The organism is Flavobacterium arcticum (genome assembly GCF_003344925.1).
Taxonomy (GTDB): domain Bacteria; phylum Bacteroidota; class Bacteroidia; order Flavobacteriales; family Flavobacteriaceae; genus Flavobacterium; species Flavobacterium arcticum.
In genome coordinates, this window is sequence record NZ_CP031188.1 from 2,591,282 (window position 1) to 2,608,159 (window position 16,878).

Annotated in this window: 11 protein-coding genes; 8 read left to right on the forward strand and 3 right to left on the reverse strand. The window is 33.9% G+C overall.

The features are described from left to right. Positions 1 to 48: 48 nt before the first annotated feature. Positions 49 to 696 carry a rhomboid family intramembrane serine protease gene (locus DVK85_RS11675; RefSeq protein WP_394338154.1) on the reverse strand — a complete coding sequence of 216 codons (648 nt, stop codon included), beginning with the start codon at positions 694 to 696 and terminating at the stop codon, positions 49 to 51. A 91-nt stretch (positions 697 to 787) separates the two neighbouring features. Here DVK85_RS11675 and DVK85_RS11680 point away from each other — a divergent pair, with 91 nt between their 5' ends. After that, a complete protein-coding gene (locus DVK85_RS11680) occupies positions 788 to 1,708 on the forward strand; it encodes a lysophospholipid acyltransferase family protein (protein ID WP_317048214.1) in 921 nt (306 codons plus the stop codon). Here the strand turns inward: DVK85_RS11680 and DVK85_RS11685 are convergent. Next, positions 1,686 to 3,182 carry an aminotransferase class V-fold PLP-dependent enzyme gene (locus tag DVK85_RS11685; RefSeq protein ID WP_114678610.1) on the reverse strand — a complete coding sequence of 499 codons (1,497 nt, stop codon included), beginning with the start codon at positions 3,180 to 3,182 and terminating at the stop codon, positions 1,686 to 1,688. The genes DVK85_RS11680 and DVK85_RS11685 overlap by 23 nt on opposite strands. Positions 3,183 to 3,243: 61 nt before the next feature. Then, positions 3,244 to 4,464, reverse strand: coding sequence for a porin (locus tag DVK85_RS11690; RefSeq protein ID WP_114678611.1), 1,221 nt, complete (start codon positions 4,462 to 4,464; stop codon positions 3,244 to 3,246). Positions 4,465 to 4,537: 73 nt separating this feature from the next. On the opposite strand from DVK85_RS11690, the gene prmA reads away from it, so the two are divergent. The 7 genes from prmA to DVK85_RS11725 all read left to right on the forward strand — a co-directional run bounded on the left by prmA (position 4,538) and on the right by DVK85_RS11725 (position 16,878). Further along, a complete protein-coding gene (gene prmA, locus DVK85_RS11695) occupies positions 4,538 to 5,371 on the forward strand; it encodes a 50S ribosomal protein L11 methyltransferase (RefSeq protein WP_114678612.1) in 834 nt (277 codons plus the stop codon). A 24-nt stretch (positions 5,372 to 5,395) separates the two neighbouring features. Further along, positions 5,396 to 5,671 carry an ATP-dependent Clp protease adaptor ClpS gene (locus DVK85_RS11700; protein ID WP_114678613.1) on the forward strand — a complete coding sequence of 92 codons (276 nt, stop codon included), beginning with the start codon at positions 5,396 to 5,398 and terminating at the stop codon, positions 5,669 to 5,671. Between the two features lie 435 nt (positions 5,672 to 6,106). Continuing rightward, positions 6,107 to 7,540 carry a T9SS type A sorting domain-containing protein gene (locus DVK85_RS11705; RefSeq protein ID WP_114678614.1) on the forward strand — a complete coding sequence of 478 codons (1,434 nt, stop codon included), beginning with the start codon at positions 6,107 to 6,109 and terminating at the stop codon, positions 7,538 to 7,540. A gap of 160 nt (positions 7,541 to 7,700) precedes the next feature. Next, positions 7,701 to 10,499, forward strand: a complete 2,799-nt coding sequence (locus tag DVK85_RS11710; RefSeq protein WP_317048215.1) for a triple tyrosine motif-containing protein — start codon at positions 7,701 to 7,703, stop codon at positions 10,497 to 10,499. A gap of 243 nt (positions 10,500 to 10,742) precedes the next feature. Continuing rightward, positions 10,743 to 13,799: a SusC/RagA family TonB-linked outer membrane protein gene (locus DVK85_RS11715; protein ID WP_114678615.1), complete on the forward strand. Its 3,057-nt coding sequence runs from the start codon at positions 10,743 to 10,745 to the stop codon at positions 13,797 to 13,799. 10 nt (positions 13,800 to 13,809) lie between these two features. Then, positions 13,810 to 15,306 carry a RagB/SusD family nutrient uptake outer membrane protein gene (locus DVK85_RS11720; protein WP_114678616.1) on the forward strand — a complete coding sequence of 499 codons (1,497 nt, stop codon included), beginning with the start codon at positions 13,810 to 13,812 and terminating at the stop codon, positions 15,304 to 15,306. A 12-nt stretch (positions 15,307 to 15,318) separates the two neighbouring features. Beyond that, on the forward strand, positions 15,319 to 16,878 hold the full coding sequence (locus DVK85_RS11725; protein WP_114678617.1) for a hypothetical protein: 1,560 nt from the start codon (positions 15,319 to 15,321) through the stop codon (positions 16,876 to 16,878).

Consider the following 16,878-nt stretch of genomic DNA (forward strand, 5'->3'; position numbering starts at 1 on the left):
TTATTTAGTGTTTTTAGTATGAATTTCAAAAGTTATACCAGTTTTACCTTACAGCTTTCCTGATCGTGCTAAAATAAAGAGTAACGCGATAGGCACGGCTAGTAAAACAACCATTAATGTATTATTCTGTAACATCTCTGGTTCGCGAGCAAGCGTAATAAGATAACCTGCTATAGCTCCGCCAAAATGGGCGGTATGCCCTATGTTGTCGTTCTTTGCCCTCATACCATATATAGAGTATAATAAATAACCTATACCAAAAAGGTATGCTGGGATAGGTATAGCAAAAAACAAGTACAATTTCATAGTTGGGTTTAATAGTATAGCCGAATATAAAACCCCTATAACCGCACCCGATGCCCCAATGGCACGATAGTTATAATCATTTTTATGAAAATATAGCGTTAGCAAGCTACCCGCTATAAGGCTACCAAAATAAATAAGTATAAAAGGAAATATACCAAAATGGTATATAACTATTGGTGCAAAAAAGTAAAGCGTAAGCATATTAAAGATAAGGTGCATCATGTCGCCGTGCAAAAAAGCACTGGTTATCATGCGGTACTGCTCCCCTGCTCTAATACTACCTATATGAAACTCATACTTTCTAAAAAAAAGTATATCATTAAATCCTTTGTAGCTCACAATGGCATTTGCCCCAATTAACAACAATAAAAAGATATCTATATCACCCATTTAATAAATTTTTGTGTAAATTTAACTAATGATTGTTTAATACAATAAGGAAAAATCATAACAAAAGATTAATTAATAATAAAAACTATATTTGCAAAAAAGAATAATGCAATTATTAGCCTATATACTTTTATATCCACTCTTTTATTTAATTTCTATACTTCCTTTCAGGATACTATATTTTTTATCTGATATACTTTACCTTCTTATTTATCGTATAATAGGTTATCGTAAAGACACTGTAAGAAAAAACCTTGAACTTACTTTACCCCATCTAAGCGTTACTGAACGACGAAAAATAGAACAAAAGTTTTATAGTCACTTTTGTGATACCCTTGTAGAAATGGTAAAAACCATGACTATCTCTGAAAAAGAAATGAAAAAACGTTTTACGTTTGACAATATAGAACTTGTAGAAGAATTTGAGAAAAAAGGTAAGAGTATAGCACTTATATGCGGACACTATGCTAGTTATGAATGGCTTTTAGTAATGAATAAATCGCTTACTACCCATAAAGGTTTTGGTATATATAAAACCATACGTAATAAATACTTTGATAAACTGGTGCGAAAAATACGTGGCAGGTTTGAAGGTGAGCTTATAGATACTAAAAGTACTATTCCTGCTATGCTACGACACAAACGTGATCGTGTATTGGGCTATTATGGTTTTTTAAGTGACCAATCGCCAAAACTACAAAGTGCTACCCACTGGACTAATTTCTTTGGCATGGAAGTTCCTGTACACGTAGGTGCCGAGATGCTTGCTAAAAAACTAGATATGAATATCATGTTTGTAAAAGGTAGCAAAATAAAGCGAGGTTATTATAAAGCCGAATTTATTCCTTTTAATAAGAATCCTAAAGAAGTACCTAACTTTGAAATTACAGACGAGTTTATACGCCTCTTAGAACTACAAATACTTGAAGCTCCTGAGTATTACTTATGGACACATAAACGTTTTAAACATCGTAAAAACGACCCTGCTCCTATAACTCAAACCACTGCTTAATACTATTACTTACAGCATCGGGTGATTCGTTTTTATGTACAAACTCGTTAGTATTCCTGTTATATTTATAGTCCTCTACCCACAGCTCGTGGTTTGCAGCAAGTTCTTTTATGCTTTTGCATACATAGGCTATTTCTTCGCTAGTAGTAGTAGGATGAATTGACATTCTTATCCAACCTGGTTTTTGTATAAGGTCGCCTTCTGTTATTTTGTTTGTCAGGTAGTGCGATTTTTCTTGGTCTACATGTAGTAAGTAATGCCCATATGTACCAGCACAACTGCAACCACCGCGGGTTTGAATACCAAACTTATCATTAAGTAATTTTACTCCTAAATTAAAGTGTAAATTATCTATAAAAAAAGATATAACACCAAGCCTGTTATGATGTTGAGGGGCTAGTATATTTATATTATCTATTTCGCCCAATTCGGCAAAAATGTAATCTGTAATTTCCTTTTCGCGTTTCAGTATATTATCTATACCCATTTGCTCTTTCAAGCGTATAGCTAATGCTGTTTTTATAACCTGAAGAAAACCAGGTGTACCGCCATCTTCGCGCTCTTCAATATTATCAAAATATTTATGTTCTCCCCAAGGGTTTGTCCAACTTACTGTACCACCACCTGGATGGTCAGGTATCATATTTTTATATAGCTTTTTATTAAACACCATTACGCCCGATGTACCAGGACCTCCTAAAAACTTGTGCGGAGAGAAGAAGACAGCATCAAGTGATTCGTCTTCATCTTCAGGGTGCATATCTATAGCCACATAGGGTGCTGAACAGGCAAAATCTACAAAACACACACCATTATATTGATGCATTAATTTTGCAATTTGATGGTATGGTGTTTTAATACCCGTAACATTTGAACATGAAGTAACCGAAGCTATCTTTAAAGTATGATCTTTATATTCTTCTAATAATGCTGTAAAGCTGTCAAGACAAATAAGCCCTTCGGGACAGGCAGGTATAACAATTACTTTAGCAATAGTTTCAAGCCAAGAAGTTTGGTTAGAGTGGTGCTCCATGTGGGTTATAAAAACCACAGGTTTTTTCTCTTCGGGTACATTAGTGTGTGCTCTCAGGTTTTCGGGAACTTTAAGCCCTAGTATACGCTGAAATTTATTGATAACTCCAGTCATACCTGTACCATCGGTAATCAATATATCATCTGCACCAGCATTTACGTGTTTTTTTATAATATGGCGTGCCTCATGATAGGCATTAGTCATTGCAGTACCAGATACTGTAGTTTCGGTGTGTGTATTGGCTACAAAAGGACCAAAATCGTTAATTATCTTTTCTTCTATAGGGCGGTAAAGCCTTCCACTGGCAGTCCAATCAGTATATATAATTTTTTGCTTACCGTATGGCGATTCAAACTCTTGGTCTATACCAATAATATGTTGTCTGAATTTATCAAAATAATTTTCTAAACTGGTAACAATAGTGCTTTCTGCCTGTAACATAGTGTGTCTCTTAATTAAACCATTGCAAATTTAGGAAAAATATAACGATATAGTTGTTGCTTTATATCCCTATTTCTATTTGAAATCTTGTGTACCAATCTTGTCCCGAAGTACCATCGTAATAAGAAAGATCGTTAATACTAAATTCTAACTGCATTTTAAATGAGTGTTCCCATATATACTTAGTAACCCCTACGCTATACTGATTAGTATCTGGTGTATAATAATGTATCTCATCTTCTACTTTTTGAGTAGAAAACCTACCTATTAACTCATAATTGCTTGGCAATAAATAACTCAACTGCCAATCAAAACCATGCCCTGTATAGGCATATTCAATATCTGTATCATCAAGGGGGTTTACAGTAACAGGATTATCTGCTACTCGTTGCATATATGCCGTTTGAAAAGACCATCCTGCATATTTTACCATAGCATCGAGTAGTAACGACTGCATATCGCGCTTTTCAAAAAGATCATTACCTAATTGCCCACGTGTTCTTCTTGCCTTATTGTTAAATTGATAAGCCCCTGAAATAAGTAATTTAGGCGTGCTCTCTTTGGCAAGGTCCCCTTCAAAATAAGTTCCATTCTTTTTAAACACTCCAAAAGGATAAAACTCTGCTTTTCCTGTATACGCAAGTCCGTTATCAGGCTCTCTGGTTGAGTTACGTCCTTCTCCCATACTTATAGCTGCTTTAAAGTTGTATGAAAACTTATCTTCATACTCATTAAAGTTATGTAGCTGTACACCAAAATCTCTGTCTATAGTAAAACGAGCATTATTTATAGTTCTGTCTGTAAGTTGTAATGCACCTGATGAGTTTATACGTTGGCGATTTCCTGGTAATTTTGTTTGCCCGAAACCAATACTCCAATGCTTATTAGGTCGATAAAAGAAAACTGCATCTCGAATAATATTTACATTATCTCCTTCATGAACTTGCCCTACATCACCAGGAGCAAATGAAAGTTGTATAGCGTAAAGGAAGCGAGGATCTCCCACGTAGCCATCAAAACGCAATCGTAAACGGCGTATTTGTGCATCTACAGCAGATTCTTCTCCGTCATTTTGCATATAAGTAGCTCTATTTTGCATACGGAAACGGATATTAAATTGAAAAAGACTATCTGGCGATGTAAGTCCTAAACCTTTACCATAACTATAGTAGGGTAACGCTGACAATTTAATATCATTATTTGTTTTTGTTCTTTCAATAGTTACCTGTGCATTAGCCGAAAAGCAGCAGATAAACAAGATAATTATTAACGATTTCTTCATGTTGTGTTTACTTTGCCGCAAACTTAATATTATTTTTTGCAAAGCTTATACTACCTTTGCAAAAAATAAAAATATGTCTAACATATACATAGGGTATCACTTTACTGTGACCCCAAAAGAACCAGGAGTTGAAATACTTATTGCGCAGCTTGGCGAAACACCCTTTGAAAGTTTTATAGAGACTGACGCTGGGGTTTCGGCTTATATACAAAAAGAGCTCTGGGATGAAAACATTCTAAATGATATTCAAATACTAGAATCGGATGATTTTAAAATTGAATATACCTTTGAAGAAATTGACCAAGTAAACTGGAATGAAGAGTGGGAAAAGAATTTTGAACCTATCGAGGTAGATAATACTTGTTATGTACGTGCACCGTTTCATGAAAAGAAAGATGTACAGTATGATATTGTTATAGAGCCTAAAATGAGTTTTGGTACAGGGCATCATGAAACTACTTTTATGATGATACAGCACATATTAGAGACTGAAATGAAAGGTAAAAAAACCCTTGATATGGGTTGTGGTACTGCTATATTAGCAATACTTGCCGAAATGAAAGGCGCAAGTCCTATTGATGCTATTGATATAGATAACTGGTGTTACCTGAACTCTATAGAGAATGCCGAACGTAATAATTGTAAAGAAATAAACGTTTATGAAGGAGATGCAGCTTTACTGCAAGAAAAAAAGTATGATATTATTATTGCCAATATAAATCGTAATATATTACTTAACGATATGCAACAATATGTTGACTGTCTTAACCCTAACGGAACATTGTTTTTAAGTGGTTTTTATGAAGAAGACATCCCTTTTATTGATGCATCATGTACCGAAAAAGGATTAACGTTGACAAAAAAACACCAACGTAATAATTGGGTTGCGCTAAAATATGTAAATTAGCAGTTAGAATAAAAACAATTGAATATGAGTACAAAAGAAGAAGTTCTAGAAGAGGTATTAGTAGAAGAAAGTACCTCTTTAAACAATGAAATTGTATTATATAATGATGAGGTTAATACCTTTGACCACGTTATTAATATGCTTATAAAAATATGCGAACATACTCCTGAGCAAGCTGAGCAGTGTTCTATTATTGTGCATTACAAAGGTAAATGCACTGTTAAAACAGGTGTGTATGACGATTTAAAACCGCAGTGCACACAATTGCTAGAAGCTGGTCTTAGTGCCGAAATCGTATAAATAAAAAAAGGGCTTTGCAAAGCCCTTTTTTTATTTATCATATTATCTGAAATTATCATTATTTCAATTATACTACGCATAGTACTACTCTATTTCTTTAGCTAAACTAATAATACGACTAAGTATTTTATATCGTTATATGATATCGAATAATAGTGATATCTCTTTTGTATGGTAGCTAAAGTAAAATTTACAGACTACAACACACTAATGAACACATCAAAATCACCTATACATTACCACAACATCATGATAATCAAAGTGCTTTTTTACAGAAAGTATAATTATTAATTTTATAAAAAAACACATAAAACATAACACATAACACATTATTTAGGCTTAAAATTTATGGTTTGTAGAGTTTCTATATAGGTATATAATTTACAACGTTTTCGTTGTTTGCTTACATTTATAAAAACTAAATCTAAAGTCTTTATGAATCTAAAATTACAATTTAAAAGAAACTTTGTTAAGGCGTTTACCATACTAGGTATGTCTTTACTAACGATTGGTGCTGCTAAAGCACAAACGACAGTATCTATAGCAGCTGATGCTCCTTTAGTTGCTTATGTAAACTGGTTTGAACTTGATGGAACTACTTATGTTGGTGGCTCTGAATGGGGTGTTGCAGATCTTAAAACGGTAGTAAATACTACCGAGAACACAATAGCACTTCATCCTAACTTTAGTGCTTATGGCGACGGAACTGACCCTTACTGGGCTAACGGTGAAAATGGTGCAAAAGTATTTGAAGGAAACACATATATAGAGAACAACTCTTTATTAGGAGAAACTGTAACTTTTGAAGGAAGCACAATAACCAATACACTTGCCGATGGTTATGATGGTATTGCTTTTATTAAAATACTAAGTGCAGATTATCAATTACTACAATTCCTTAGCTCTCCATTAGTGACAGGCGAAAATTTTAGCCTTGTTTCTGAGACAGCGAGCATTGATGGGGCTGCTATTTTTCAATATGGTTACTCGGTTACAGGTGTAAATGCTAACCCTTCTCAAGAGACTGCTCTTGGTAATGCTATTGTAACTGCCGAAACTTCTGGTACAAATCCTGAAGAAACGAATATAACAGTAGATGCTACATCTGAACTGGTTGCCTATGCAAACTGGTTTGAACTTGATGGGACAACCTATGTTGGTGGTTCTGAATGGGGTGTTGCAGATCTTAAAACGGTAGTAAATGCAGATGATAATACCCTTATACTTCACCCTAACTTTAGTGCTTATGGAGACGGAACTGACCCTTACTGGGCTAACGGTGAAAATGGTGCAAAAGTGTTTGAAGGAAATACCTATGTAGAAAATAATGCGCTTATAGGCGAAACAGTTACATTTACAGGAAGCACTATAAGTAATACACTTGCTGATGGTTATGATGGTATAGCTTTTATTAAAATATTGAGTGCAGATTATCAATTATTACAATTCCTTAGCTCTCCATTAGTTGGTGGTGAAAGTTTCAGTCTTACTTCTCAAACGGGTACTGTTGCAGGTGCTACTATTTTTCAATATGGCTACTCTGTAACAGGTGTAAATGCAAACCCTACTCAAGAGGCTGCTCTTGGCAATGCAGTAGTTAGTTCAGGAACTCTAAGTTTAAATGAAGTTATTAAAGCTTCAAAAATGGTTATTTATCCTAACCCTGCTACAAGTTCACTAAACATCGCTACTGATAATGGTAATATAGAGAATGTAAAAATATACAACTTTTTAGGACAAAAAGTAATAGAAGTATCTACCGCACAGTCAAGTGCTACTATAGATGTATCTACACTTACTAATGGTATGTATATAATAAAAGCTACTGTTGATGGAAAAGAAAACACAACACGTTTTGTAAAAAAATAAGTATTTGTTATTTTCATGATGGAAAAAACCGCCTAATTAAAACAAGGCGGTTTTTTATATAATATACTACCTGTACTTTAAAAAAAGTGTATTTCCTAAAATACAATTACTCTCTTTTTAGGTATATTCGTAAAACAATCGCTAACTAATTCTATAGATTTTGCTAAAAAAAATCATCCTCATATTATTACTTACAATTAATCTATGTGTACAATCGCAAGATTTACCTCCTATACTTAAATACAGTACTAGTACCTATAGTGCAGGGAATCAAAACTGGATGATAAGCCAAGACAGCAATCATTTCATGTATTTTGCCAATAACGAAGGGTTAATGGAGTACAATGGTAATGACTGGACATTATACCACACCCCTAATGAAACAATAATGCGATCTGTAAAATGTATAGAAAATCGCATTTATACAGGTTGCTATATGGAGTTTGGTTATTGGGAGCGTAAACCTAATGGAAAACTACATTATTTTTCGCTAAGCGATGCTGTAAAAAACAAAATACTAGATGATGAACAATTCTGGAATATTACACAATATGACCATTGGGTTATATTTCAATCGCTAGACCAAATATTTATATACAATACAAAAGAAAAAACATTTAAAGTAATAAAATCAAATGCAGGTATAAACAAAGTATTTATTGTAAACAATACTATTTTATATCAAACATTTGGCACAGGGTTATATGAAATTGAAAACGGTAAAAGCAAGCTAATTAGTGATAATACCATAATTAAGAGTAATAAAATTGTAAATATCTTTCCTAAAAATGAACACTTATTACTACAAACGCAATACAATGGTTTTTATGAATATGATAATGGTAAAATTACACCTTGGGCTACAGAGGCTGATGATGAACTAAAGTCGAGCAGTATATATAGTAGTAAAATGCTTACTGACGGTAGCTTTGCACTAGGGTCAGTATCAAACGGTATATTTATATTAGATAAAGCAGGCAAGATAATATACCATATAACTCAAAATAAAGGACTTAGCAATAATACTGCGCTATCACTTTATGAAGATTATGATAAAAATTTATGGATAGGTTTAGATAATGGTATCAACTGTATTAATTTAAAATCGGCAGTACGAAGCTTTGTAGATGACACTGGTTTTTTAGGTACAGTATATACTTCTATCCATCATAATGATATGCTTTATGTAGGTACAAATCAAGGATTGTTTTATAAAACCTTCGGAACTACAGAAAGCTTCAAGTTTATACCTGGTACTAAAGGTCAAGTATGGTCATTATATAATTATGACGGAACATTGTTTTGCTGTCACGATTCTGGCACCTACACTATCAGTAACGGTATAGCTACTCAAATATTCTCTACTTCAGGAACATGGAAGTTTGAAAAACATCCTAAAAACCCAAATCTATTACTACAGGGCAATTATCATGGTATTTCTATTTTAGAAAAAGTAAATGGCAAGTGGACTTTTAAAAACTGGATAAAGGGCTTTGACTACTCTAGTCGATATTTTGAAGTAAGTAAAAACAATGATATTTATATAAGTCACGAATATAAAGGTGTTTTTAGAATAACTGTAGACGTTGACTACACTAAAGTAGATGATTTTTTCACTTACAAAACCCCCATAAAGGGTAAAAATGCAAGTCTTTGTAAGTATAATAATGCAATATATTATGCCTCTAAAGATGGCGTTTTTAAATTAGATTTAACCACTAAAAAGTTTAATAAAGATAAAGGCATTAGTGAAATATTCCTGAAAGACGAATATACATCGGGCAAGCTAACGGCCGATAATACTAATAGACTTTGGTTTTTTTCAAAAAATTATATTAACTATTTCACATCAGGTAAATTAAACACCGATTTAAAACACAATGTAATTCCCATTCCCTCTACACTTACCAATTCTATGGTAGGGTACGAAAACATTACTCAAATAACATCTAACACATATCTTATAGGTACTACAGATGGTTATTATACTATAAACCTTAATAATTTAAAGTTTGAAAAATATAATGTGTCGATTACAAATGTATCGAGTAACATTATGAATAAAAATCTAGTATATAACCCTATAGATACGGAAGGGAGCTTTAAATACTCTGAAAATAATTTTACTTTTTCGTATGCTGTTCCAGAGTATAATAAATATATAAATGCCGAATTTCAGTATCTTTTAGAAGGAGTTCAAGAAGAGTGGAGTGAATGGAATATTAAATCATTTACAAACTTTAAAAACCTTACACCTGGTAGTTATACCTTTAAAGTTAGGGCACGCACAGGTAAATCTATATCCAATACTGCACAATACAGTTTTACAGTATTAAAACCTTGGTATGCTACCACTATAGCTCTTGTTATATATTTAATAATTGCACTTATTGCTGCTTATTTTATAAACAAATCCTATCAAAATTATTACCATAGACAAAAAGAGAAACTCATTGAAGAAAATGAAAGGTTACTAGAAATTAAAGAATTAGAAACCGATCAGGAAGTAATGAAAATTAAAAATGAACAGCTACAACAAGAGTTCGAAAATAAAAATAGAGAATTAGCGGTTTCTACTATGAATCTTATAAAGAAAAACGAGCTACTCTCGATGATTAAAGATGACCTGAAAAAAACTACTGATGGTGACAAGAATATCAAATCGGTAATTAGTACTATAAACAAAAATATTAACGAAGATGACACTTGGGATATGTTTAAAGAAGCATTTAATAATGCTGATAAAGACTTCCTGAAAAAGGTTAAAGCCAAACATCCTGCACTTACACCAAATGATTTAAGGCTGTGTGCTTACCTAAGACTTAACTTATCATCTAAAGAAATAGCACCGTTACTTAACATCTCTGTAAGAAGTGTAGAGATAAAACGATATCGTTTGCGCAAAAAAATGGAGCTCATTCACGAAGTGAGCCTTGTTGAGTACATTTTGTCCTTATAATTACACTCAACAAGTGTTGTATATACCTATACAACACCACAACAAAACCTCTATTTACAAGGTTTTCGTAATTATTTTATGTAACTTATAAAGTCCCCTAAAAGACTGTTAATAGTGATGTAGTCTTGCTATTTTAAAAAAACTTTCAAAAAATTACGGATTGTATATTTTTTGTAAAGGTTCTTTTTCATCTGTTTAAAATATTGTGTCATATTTTTATATAATCACAAAAAACAATTTCATATGAAGTCAAAACTATTCTTAATTGCCTTTATGCTAATCTCATCTTTTTGCTTTGCCCAGAGCATCGAGGTGAGTGGTACGGTAAATGAAGCGGCAACCGGGTTGCCTATGCCCGGAGTAAACGTAACGGTTAAAAATGCCGCGTTAAACACAGTAACAGATATTGATGGTAATTTTACTCTATCAGTACCATCAGGTTCTACACTAGTGTTTAATTTTATAGGTTTTAACAATGCTGAAAAGGTCATCACCTCTAGCGAATCCATCACAATAATTATGACCGAAAACATTCAAACACTTGATGAAGTGGTTGTTATTGGTTATGGTAGCCAAAAAAGAAGAGATATTACCGGAGCTGTAGGTGTAGTAAGCTCTGAAACTATTAAGGACTTAAAACCTATAAAAATAGAACAGGCACTACAAGGTACTGTTAGTGGTGTTAATGTTACTACACAATCTGGAGCACCTGGTGCTGGGTTAGATATAAGAATAAGAGGTATATCTTCTAATAATGACTCATCTCCATTAGTATTAATAGATGGTTATATAGGGCAACTTAGCGATATTAATTTTAATGATGTAGAAAACATTACTGTACTTAAAGATGCACAAGCTGCTATATATGGTACTGCTGGGGCTAATGGTGTAGTACTTGTTACTACAAAAAGAGGAAAGAAAAACACTAAACTTAGTCTTAGCTATAACAGTTATATAGGTTTACAAGAAACATCTAGAAAATTACCGTTGTTAAATGCTACAGAGTACGCTTTACTTTTAAATGAAAGTTATGCAAATGGCGGACAGCCTCTACCCTTCCCTAACGTTTCGAATTTAGGAGTGGGAACCAACTGGCAAGATGAAGTATTTGATACTGGTGCACCTATTATAAGTCATGACATCAATGCAACAGGTGGTGGCGATAAAGTAACTTACAGTATTAGTGCCTCTAATCTCGATCAAGATGGTATTGTAGGAGGCAGCAAGTCGCACTTTGATCGTAATACATTTCGTATAGGTATGACAGCAGACTTATTAGAAGACCTAAAACTAAATACTAACGTAATTTATACTGATGTAAATAGACAGTCGTTTAATGAAAATGCATTGGGGTCTGTATTATTTAACGCTATTAATACCCCTGCTATTTACTCTCCTTATGATGAAAATGGCGATTTTACAGTATTACCTACAGGAGACGCTACAATGCCAGGTAGTAATCTTGGTAATGAGATAATTAACCCATTGGCACAAATAGATAATACTTTTAATGACTATGACTATAGAAAGTTTAGCGGTACTTTCGGTTTAGATTACGAAATAATATCAAATTTAACCGCTACAGCTCGTATAGGTTTTAATACACTAAACTCAAACGAAAGAATATTCAATAAAGAAGTTTCCTATGGAGGTAAAGTGTTTGACAATGTAAGGAGTAGTGTAGAGCAAAAAAGTATAAATGATAACGACTATACCTTTGATGCATTCATAAACTACAAGAAATCATTTAACGATACTCATAATTTTGAAGCTACATTAGGTACTACTATATATAAAACCTTTGGCGAAGCAGTATTTGCAACTGGTTTTGATGTTCCTAATAACTCTTGGCAATTTGCCGATATAGGGCTTACTACAGGTTACTCTGAAGCTAAAACTGCCAATTCATATAAATATGACGAAAGAAGACTTTCTTATTTTGCCAGAGTACAATATGATTATAAAGGTAAATATTTATTATCTGGAATGTTAAGGAGAGATTCATCTACACGTTTTGGTCCTAATAATCGTGTTGCCTACTTCCCTTCTGTAACTGGAGGTTGGATAATATCAGACGAAAGTTTTTATAAAGCCAATACAGTAGTTAACTTCTTAAAATTAAGAGCCAGTTACGGTATACTAGGTAATGATCGTTATGGAGATAACCAATATGTAGGCTTGCTAGATGGCGAAGCAACATATGTACTTAACGGAAATCTTGTTAACGGTCTTGCAATAGGTAGGCTCCCAAACCCTGATTTAGTTTGGGAGAAATCTCAAAAATTTGATGTAGGTCTTGATATACAGTTATTAAATAATAAAATAGGTATTGTTGCCGATTATTTTATCGATAAAAAGAAAGATCTATTAATAACAGATATACCTGTATCAGGAATACTAGGAACATATGGTCCTGGTGGTAAAAATCCTACAGCTAATGCAGGATCGGTAGAAAATAAAGGTTTTGAACTTGGTCTAAATTATAAAGACCAGATTGGTGAAGACTTTACGTATAAATTAGGATATAATGTAACCTTCTTACACAATGAGGTTACCGAAGTTAACAACGGTACTGGATTTGTAGATGGCGGAAATTTTGGTTTAAGTAGTACTGCTACTCGTATGGAAGCAGGACAGCCAATAGGTTATTTCTATGGCTATCAAATGGATGGTATTTTCCAAAATCAAGCAGAAGTAGACGCACACCCTTCGCAAACAGAGCTTGGTGCACCTGCACAACCAGGAGATATTAGGTTTGTAGATGTAAATGGTGATGGGGTAATTACTCCAGATGACAGAACTAACATTGGCGACCCAATACCAGATGCTACCATGGGTTTTAATATACAACTTAACTATAAAGGGTTCGATTTTACTGGCTATGCTTTTGCTTCTTTAGGTAATGACATGGTAAGAAATTACGAAAGAACTTTAAACGATGTAAATAGGCTTAACTATACATTAGACAGATGGACAGGAGAAGGTACAAGTAACAGCGTACCAAGAGTTACAACATCTGCAACTACAAATAATGTATTCTCTAGCTATTATGTAGAAGATGCCTCTTATTTAAGAATACAAAACATACAACTAGGATATACTATAAATCCTGATTTTACTAAAAAAGCAGGTATCTCTAAACTAAGACTTTATGCGGGTGTAAATAACCTATATACATTTACTAAATACAGAGGTTACGATCCTGGAGCATCAAGCGGAGAGCCATTATCATCAGGAATAGATTATGGTTTTTATCCTGTACCGAAAACATACTTATTTGGATTAAATGTTAACTTTTAATTAAAAAGAAATGAAAAGAAAGATAATCACAGCCGTTATGGCTCTTAGTATATTCACCGCATCAACAGTTTCATGTAGTGACGATTTTATAGAAAGAGACATTGTTTACCAAATAGCTTCAGAAAACTATTTTAACTCACAAGAAGACTATTATAATGGGCTTATAGCCGCATATGATCTTTTGCATGCCTCTTACCCTAACGTTATTATGGGCGAAATCGCTTCAGATAACACTCTCGCAGGAGGAGAAAGTGCAAATGATGTTATAGGCTGGCAACAGGTAGACCTAATGATACATACACCTGTAAATGCTAATCTTAGAGATATCTGGAATTGGATGTTCTCGGGTGTAAATAGAGCAAACTATATATTAGAATTTAAAGATAAAACCGAATTTGAGGGTAAAGCCCAAATTATTGCCGAAGCTCGTTTTCTTAGAGCATATTATCATTTTGAGCTAGTAAAATGGTTTGGCGGTATTCCGCTTAAAGGCGATGCGAGATTCGAGTTTGGTGATGAAACTTCTATACCACGTTCTTCAAAAGAAGAAGTATATGCAAGTATTCAGGAAGATCTTTTATTAGCCATAGAGGATCTTGATATACAAGCTCCAGAGATAGGAAGAGCTTCAAAAGGTGCTGCACAAGCACTACTAGGAAAAGCCTATTTATATGACGGAAAATACAGCGAAGCTGCTGCTATTTTAGAGCAGGTAATTACAGATGGTAATTACAGCTTAGTAACCGATTATAATTCAATATTTGAGTTTGAAGGTGAAAACGGACCCGAATCAGTATTCGAAGTACAATATACTGATGTAGAAGGTGCAAGTTTTGATTGCCTACAATGTGTAGAAGGTAATGTTGCCGTAGGTTTTAGTGGTCCTAGAAACTATGAAGGACCGTTATTCACATCAGGATTTAGTTGTAATGTGCCAACTGTTGAAGGAGCTTCAATTTTTGAAGATGGCGATTTAAGAGAAGATGTAACGATACTAAATATGGAAGAGTGGATTGCCGAAAACATGGCTATAGACCCTGATGTAAATGTAAGTTATGGTCCTGGTTATAAAAACACAGGTTATTTTAACCGTAAATACATCCCTAGAAAAAGAAGCGATCAGGCTGCTGGTGACCTTAACCTTACTAACCCTAACAATTACAGAGCTATTCGTTACTCTGATGTGCTACTTATGGCAGCCGAAGCTTTTAACAGATCTGGTAATGATGTTAAGGCAAGACAATATGTAAATGAAGTAAGAAGAAGAGCTTTTGGCGATACTGATCACGATTTTACAGCAAATGGCGAAACATTACTAAGCTTCATTTTAGAAGAAAGAAGAAGAGAACTATTTGGTGAAGGGCATCGTTTCTTCGACCTTGTAAGAACAGGTAGAGCTGCACAGGAAATTGACAATTTCACAACAGGCAAAAACGAAGTTTTCCCTATACCTCTAGAAGAAATACAATTCTCTAACGGTAACTGGGAACAAAACCCTAATTATTAAAAAATAAGAGATATGAAAAAACTAAAATTAATATTCAGCATTCTGTTTATTGGCATATTAGCAGGATGTAGTGAAGATGAAAACGATTTATCGTTTGTAAATAATGCTCCGGCACCACAAAACATATCAGCGCTATTCACTATTTCGCAAGACAATACAGGACTAGTTACTATTGCACCTAATGGTGAAGGAGTTGTTGGGTTTGATGTATATTATGGCGATGGTACTGTAGAGCCTACTGCTGTAAACGTAGGACAAAAAACCACACATACCTATACCGAAGGACAATATGATGTAACAATTGTAGGACATGGCGTTACAGGCAATAGTACTGAGGTTACATTACCATTAACGGTGACTTTTATTGCGCCTGAAAACATTAATGTAACTATAGTAACTGTTTTAGGTAATCCATTAAAGATTAACGTGAGCGCAACTGCTGATTATGAAACATTCTTTGATGTTACCTATGGCGAAGATCCTGCGCAAGAAGCTGTAGAGTTTAATGAAGGGCAAACAGTAAACCATACCTATAGCGATATTGGCACTTATACAGTTACTGTAACAGCATATAGCGGTGGTGCTGCAACTGCAGTATATACTGAAGAGGTTACTATCAATAACCCGCTTACATTACCTATCACATTCGAAGTTGCAAGTCTTAACTATACAATTACTGATTTTAATGGTAATGCTTCGGCAGTAATAGATAACCCTGATGTTTCAGGTTTTAATACAAGTAGTAAAGTAGGTGCTATGACGCCTGGTAGTGGTGTATTTACAGGTGGTTTCTTAACGCTTGATGAGCCTATAGCTTTTGCTGCCAACGAGCATGATATTAAAATAAAAGTATGGTCGCCTGAGGCAGGAATACCTGTTATTATTAAAATAGAAGATGCTAATGATTCAAATATTTTTTATGAAGCTGCTATCGCTACTACTACTGTAGCTAACGAATGGGAAGAGATTGTATATGACTTCTCAGGAGCTAGTTTAACTGAGTCCTATTCGAGAATAGTTATCTTCTTTAATGCAGGAAATGAAGGGAATGGTGATACTTATTATTTTGATGATATAGAACTCTTTAATGGTTCTGATCCTGTAGAGCTTCCACTTACTTTTGAGAGCCCAACTCAGGACATTACATGGAATAACTTTGGTGGTGCAATAGGTAATAAAATAGCCAACCCTAATGCTTCAGGGATAAATACAACTGCTAATGTAGGAGAATTTGTAAAAAATGCAGGTTCAGAAACTTGGGCAGGTATAGCCATACCTATGGATGCACCTATTGATTTTTCGACAATGCAACAAATAAAAGTAAAAGTATGGTCGCCACAAGCAGGTATACCAGTACTTATAAAACTTGAAAATATGGAACCGCATGATACGGCTCTTGATTTAGAAGTACAAACAACAACTACCGTTGCAAACCAGTGGGAAGAAATTACATTTGATTTCTCAGGTATAAATAATGCTAATAACTATCAACAAATAGTACTTTTCTTCAACTTCGGTGTTTCCGGAACAGGAGAATCATACTACTTTGATGATGTACAATTATCAAATTAA

Excerpts from the sequence above, each read along its gene's own strand:
- DVK85_RS11720 (WP_114678616.1), top strand. The coding sequence starts at position 13,810 with ATGAAAAGAAAGATAATCACAGCCGTTATGGCTCTTAGTATATTCACC.
- DVK85_RS11715 (WP_114678615.1), top strand. The coding sequence starts at position 10,743 with ATGAAGTCAAAACTATTCTTAATTGCCTTTATGCTAATCTCATCTTTT.
- DVK85_RS11705 (WP_114678614.1), top strand. The coding sequence starts at position 6,107 with ATGAATCTAAAATTACAATTTAAAAGAAACTTTGTTAAGGCGTTTACC.
- DVK85_RS11675 (WP_394338154.1), bottom strand. The coding sequence starts at position 696 with ATGGGTGATATAGATATCTTTTTATTGTTGTTAATTGGGGCAAATGCC.
- prmA (WP_114678612.1), top strand. The coding sequence starts at position 4,538 with ATGTCTAACATATACATAGGGTATCACTTTACTGTGACCCCAAAAGAA.
- DVK85_RS11685 (WP_114678610.1), bottom strand. The coding sequence starts at position 3,182 with ATGTTACAGGCAGAAAGCACTATTGTTACCAGTTTAGAAAATTATTTT.
- DVK85_RS11690 (WP_114678611.1), bottom strand. The coding sequence starts at position 4,464 with ATGAAGAAATCGTTAATAATTATCTTGTTTATCTGCTGCTTTTCGGCT.
- DVK85_RS11700 (WP_114678613.1), top strand. The coding sequence starts at position 5,396 with ATGAGTACAAAAGAAGAAGTTCTAGAAGAGGTATTAGTAGAAGAAAGT.
- DVK85_RS11725 (WP_114678617.1), top strand. The coding sequence starts at position 15,319 with ATGAAAAAACTAAAATTAATATTCAGCATTCTGTTTATTGGCATATTA.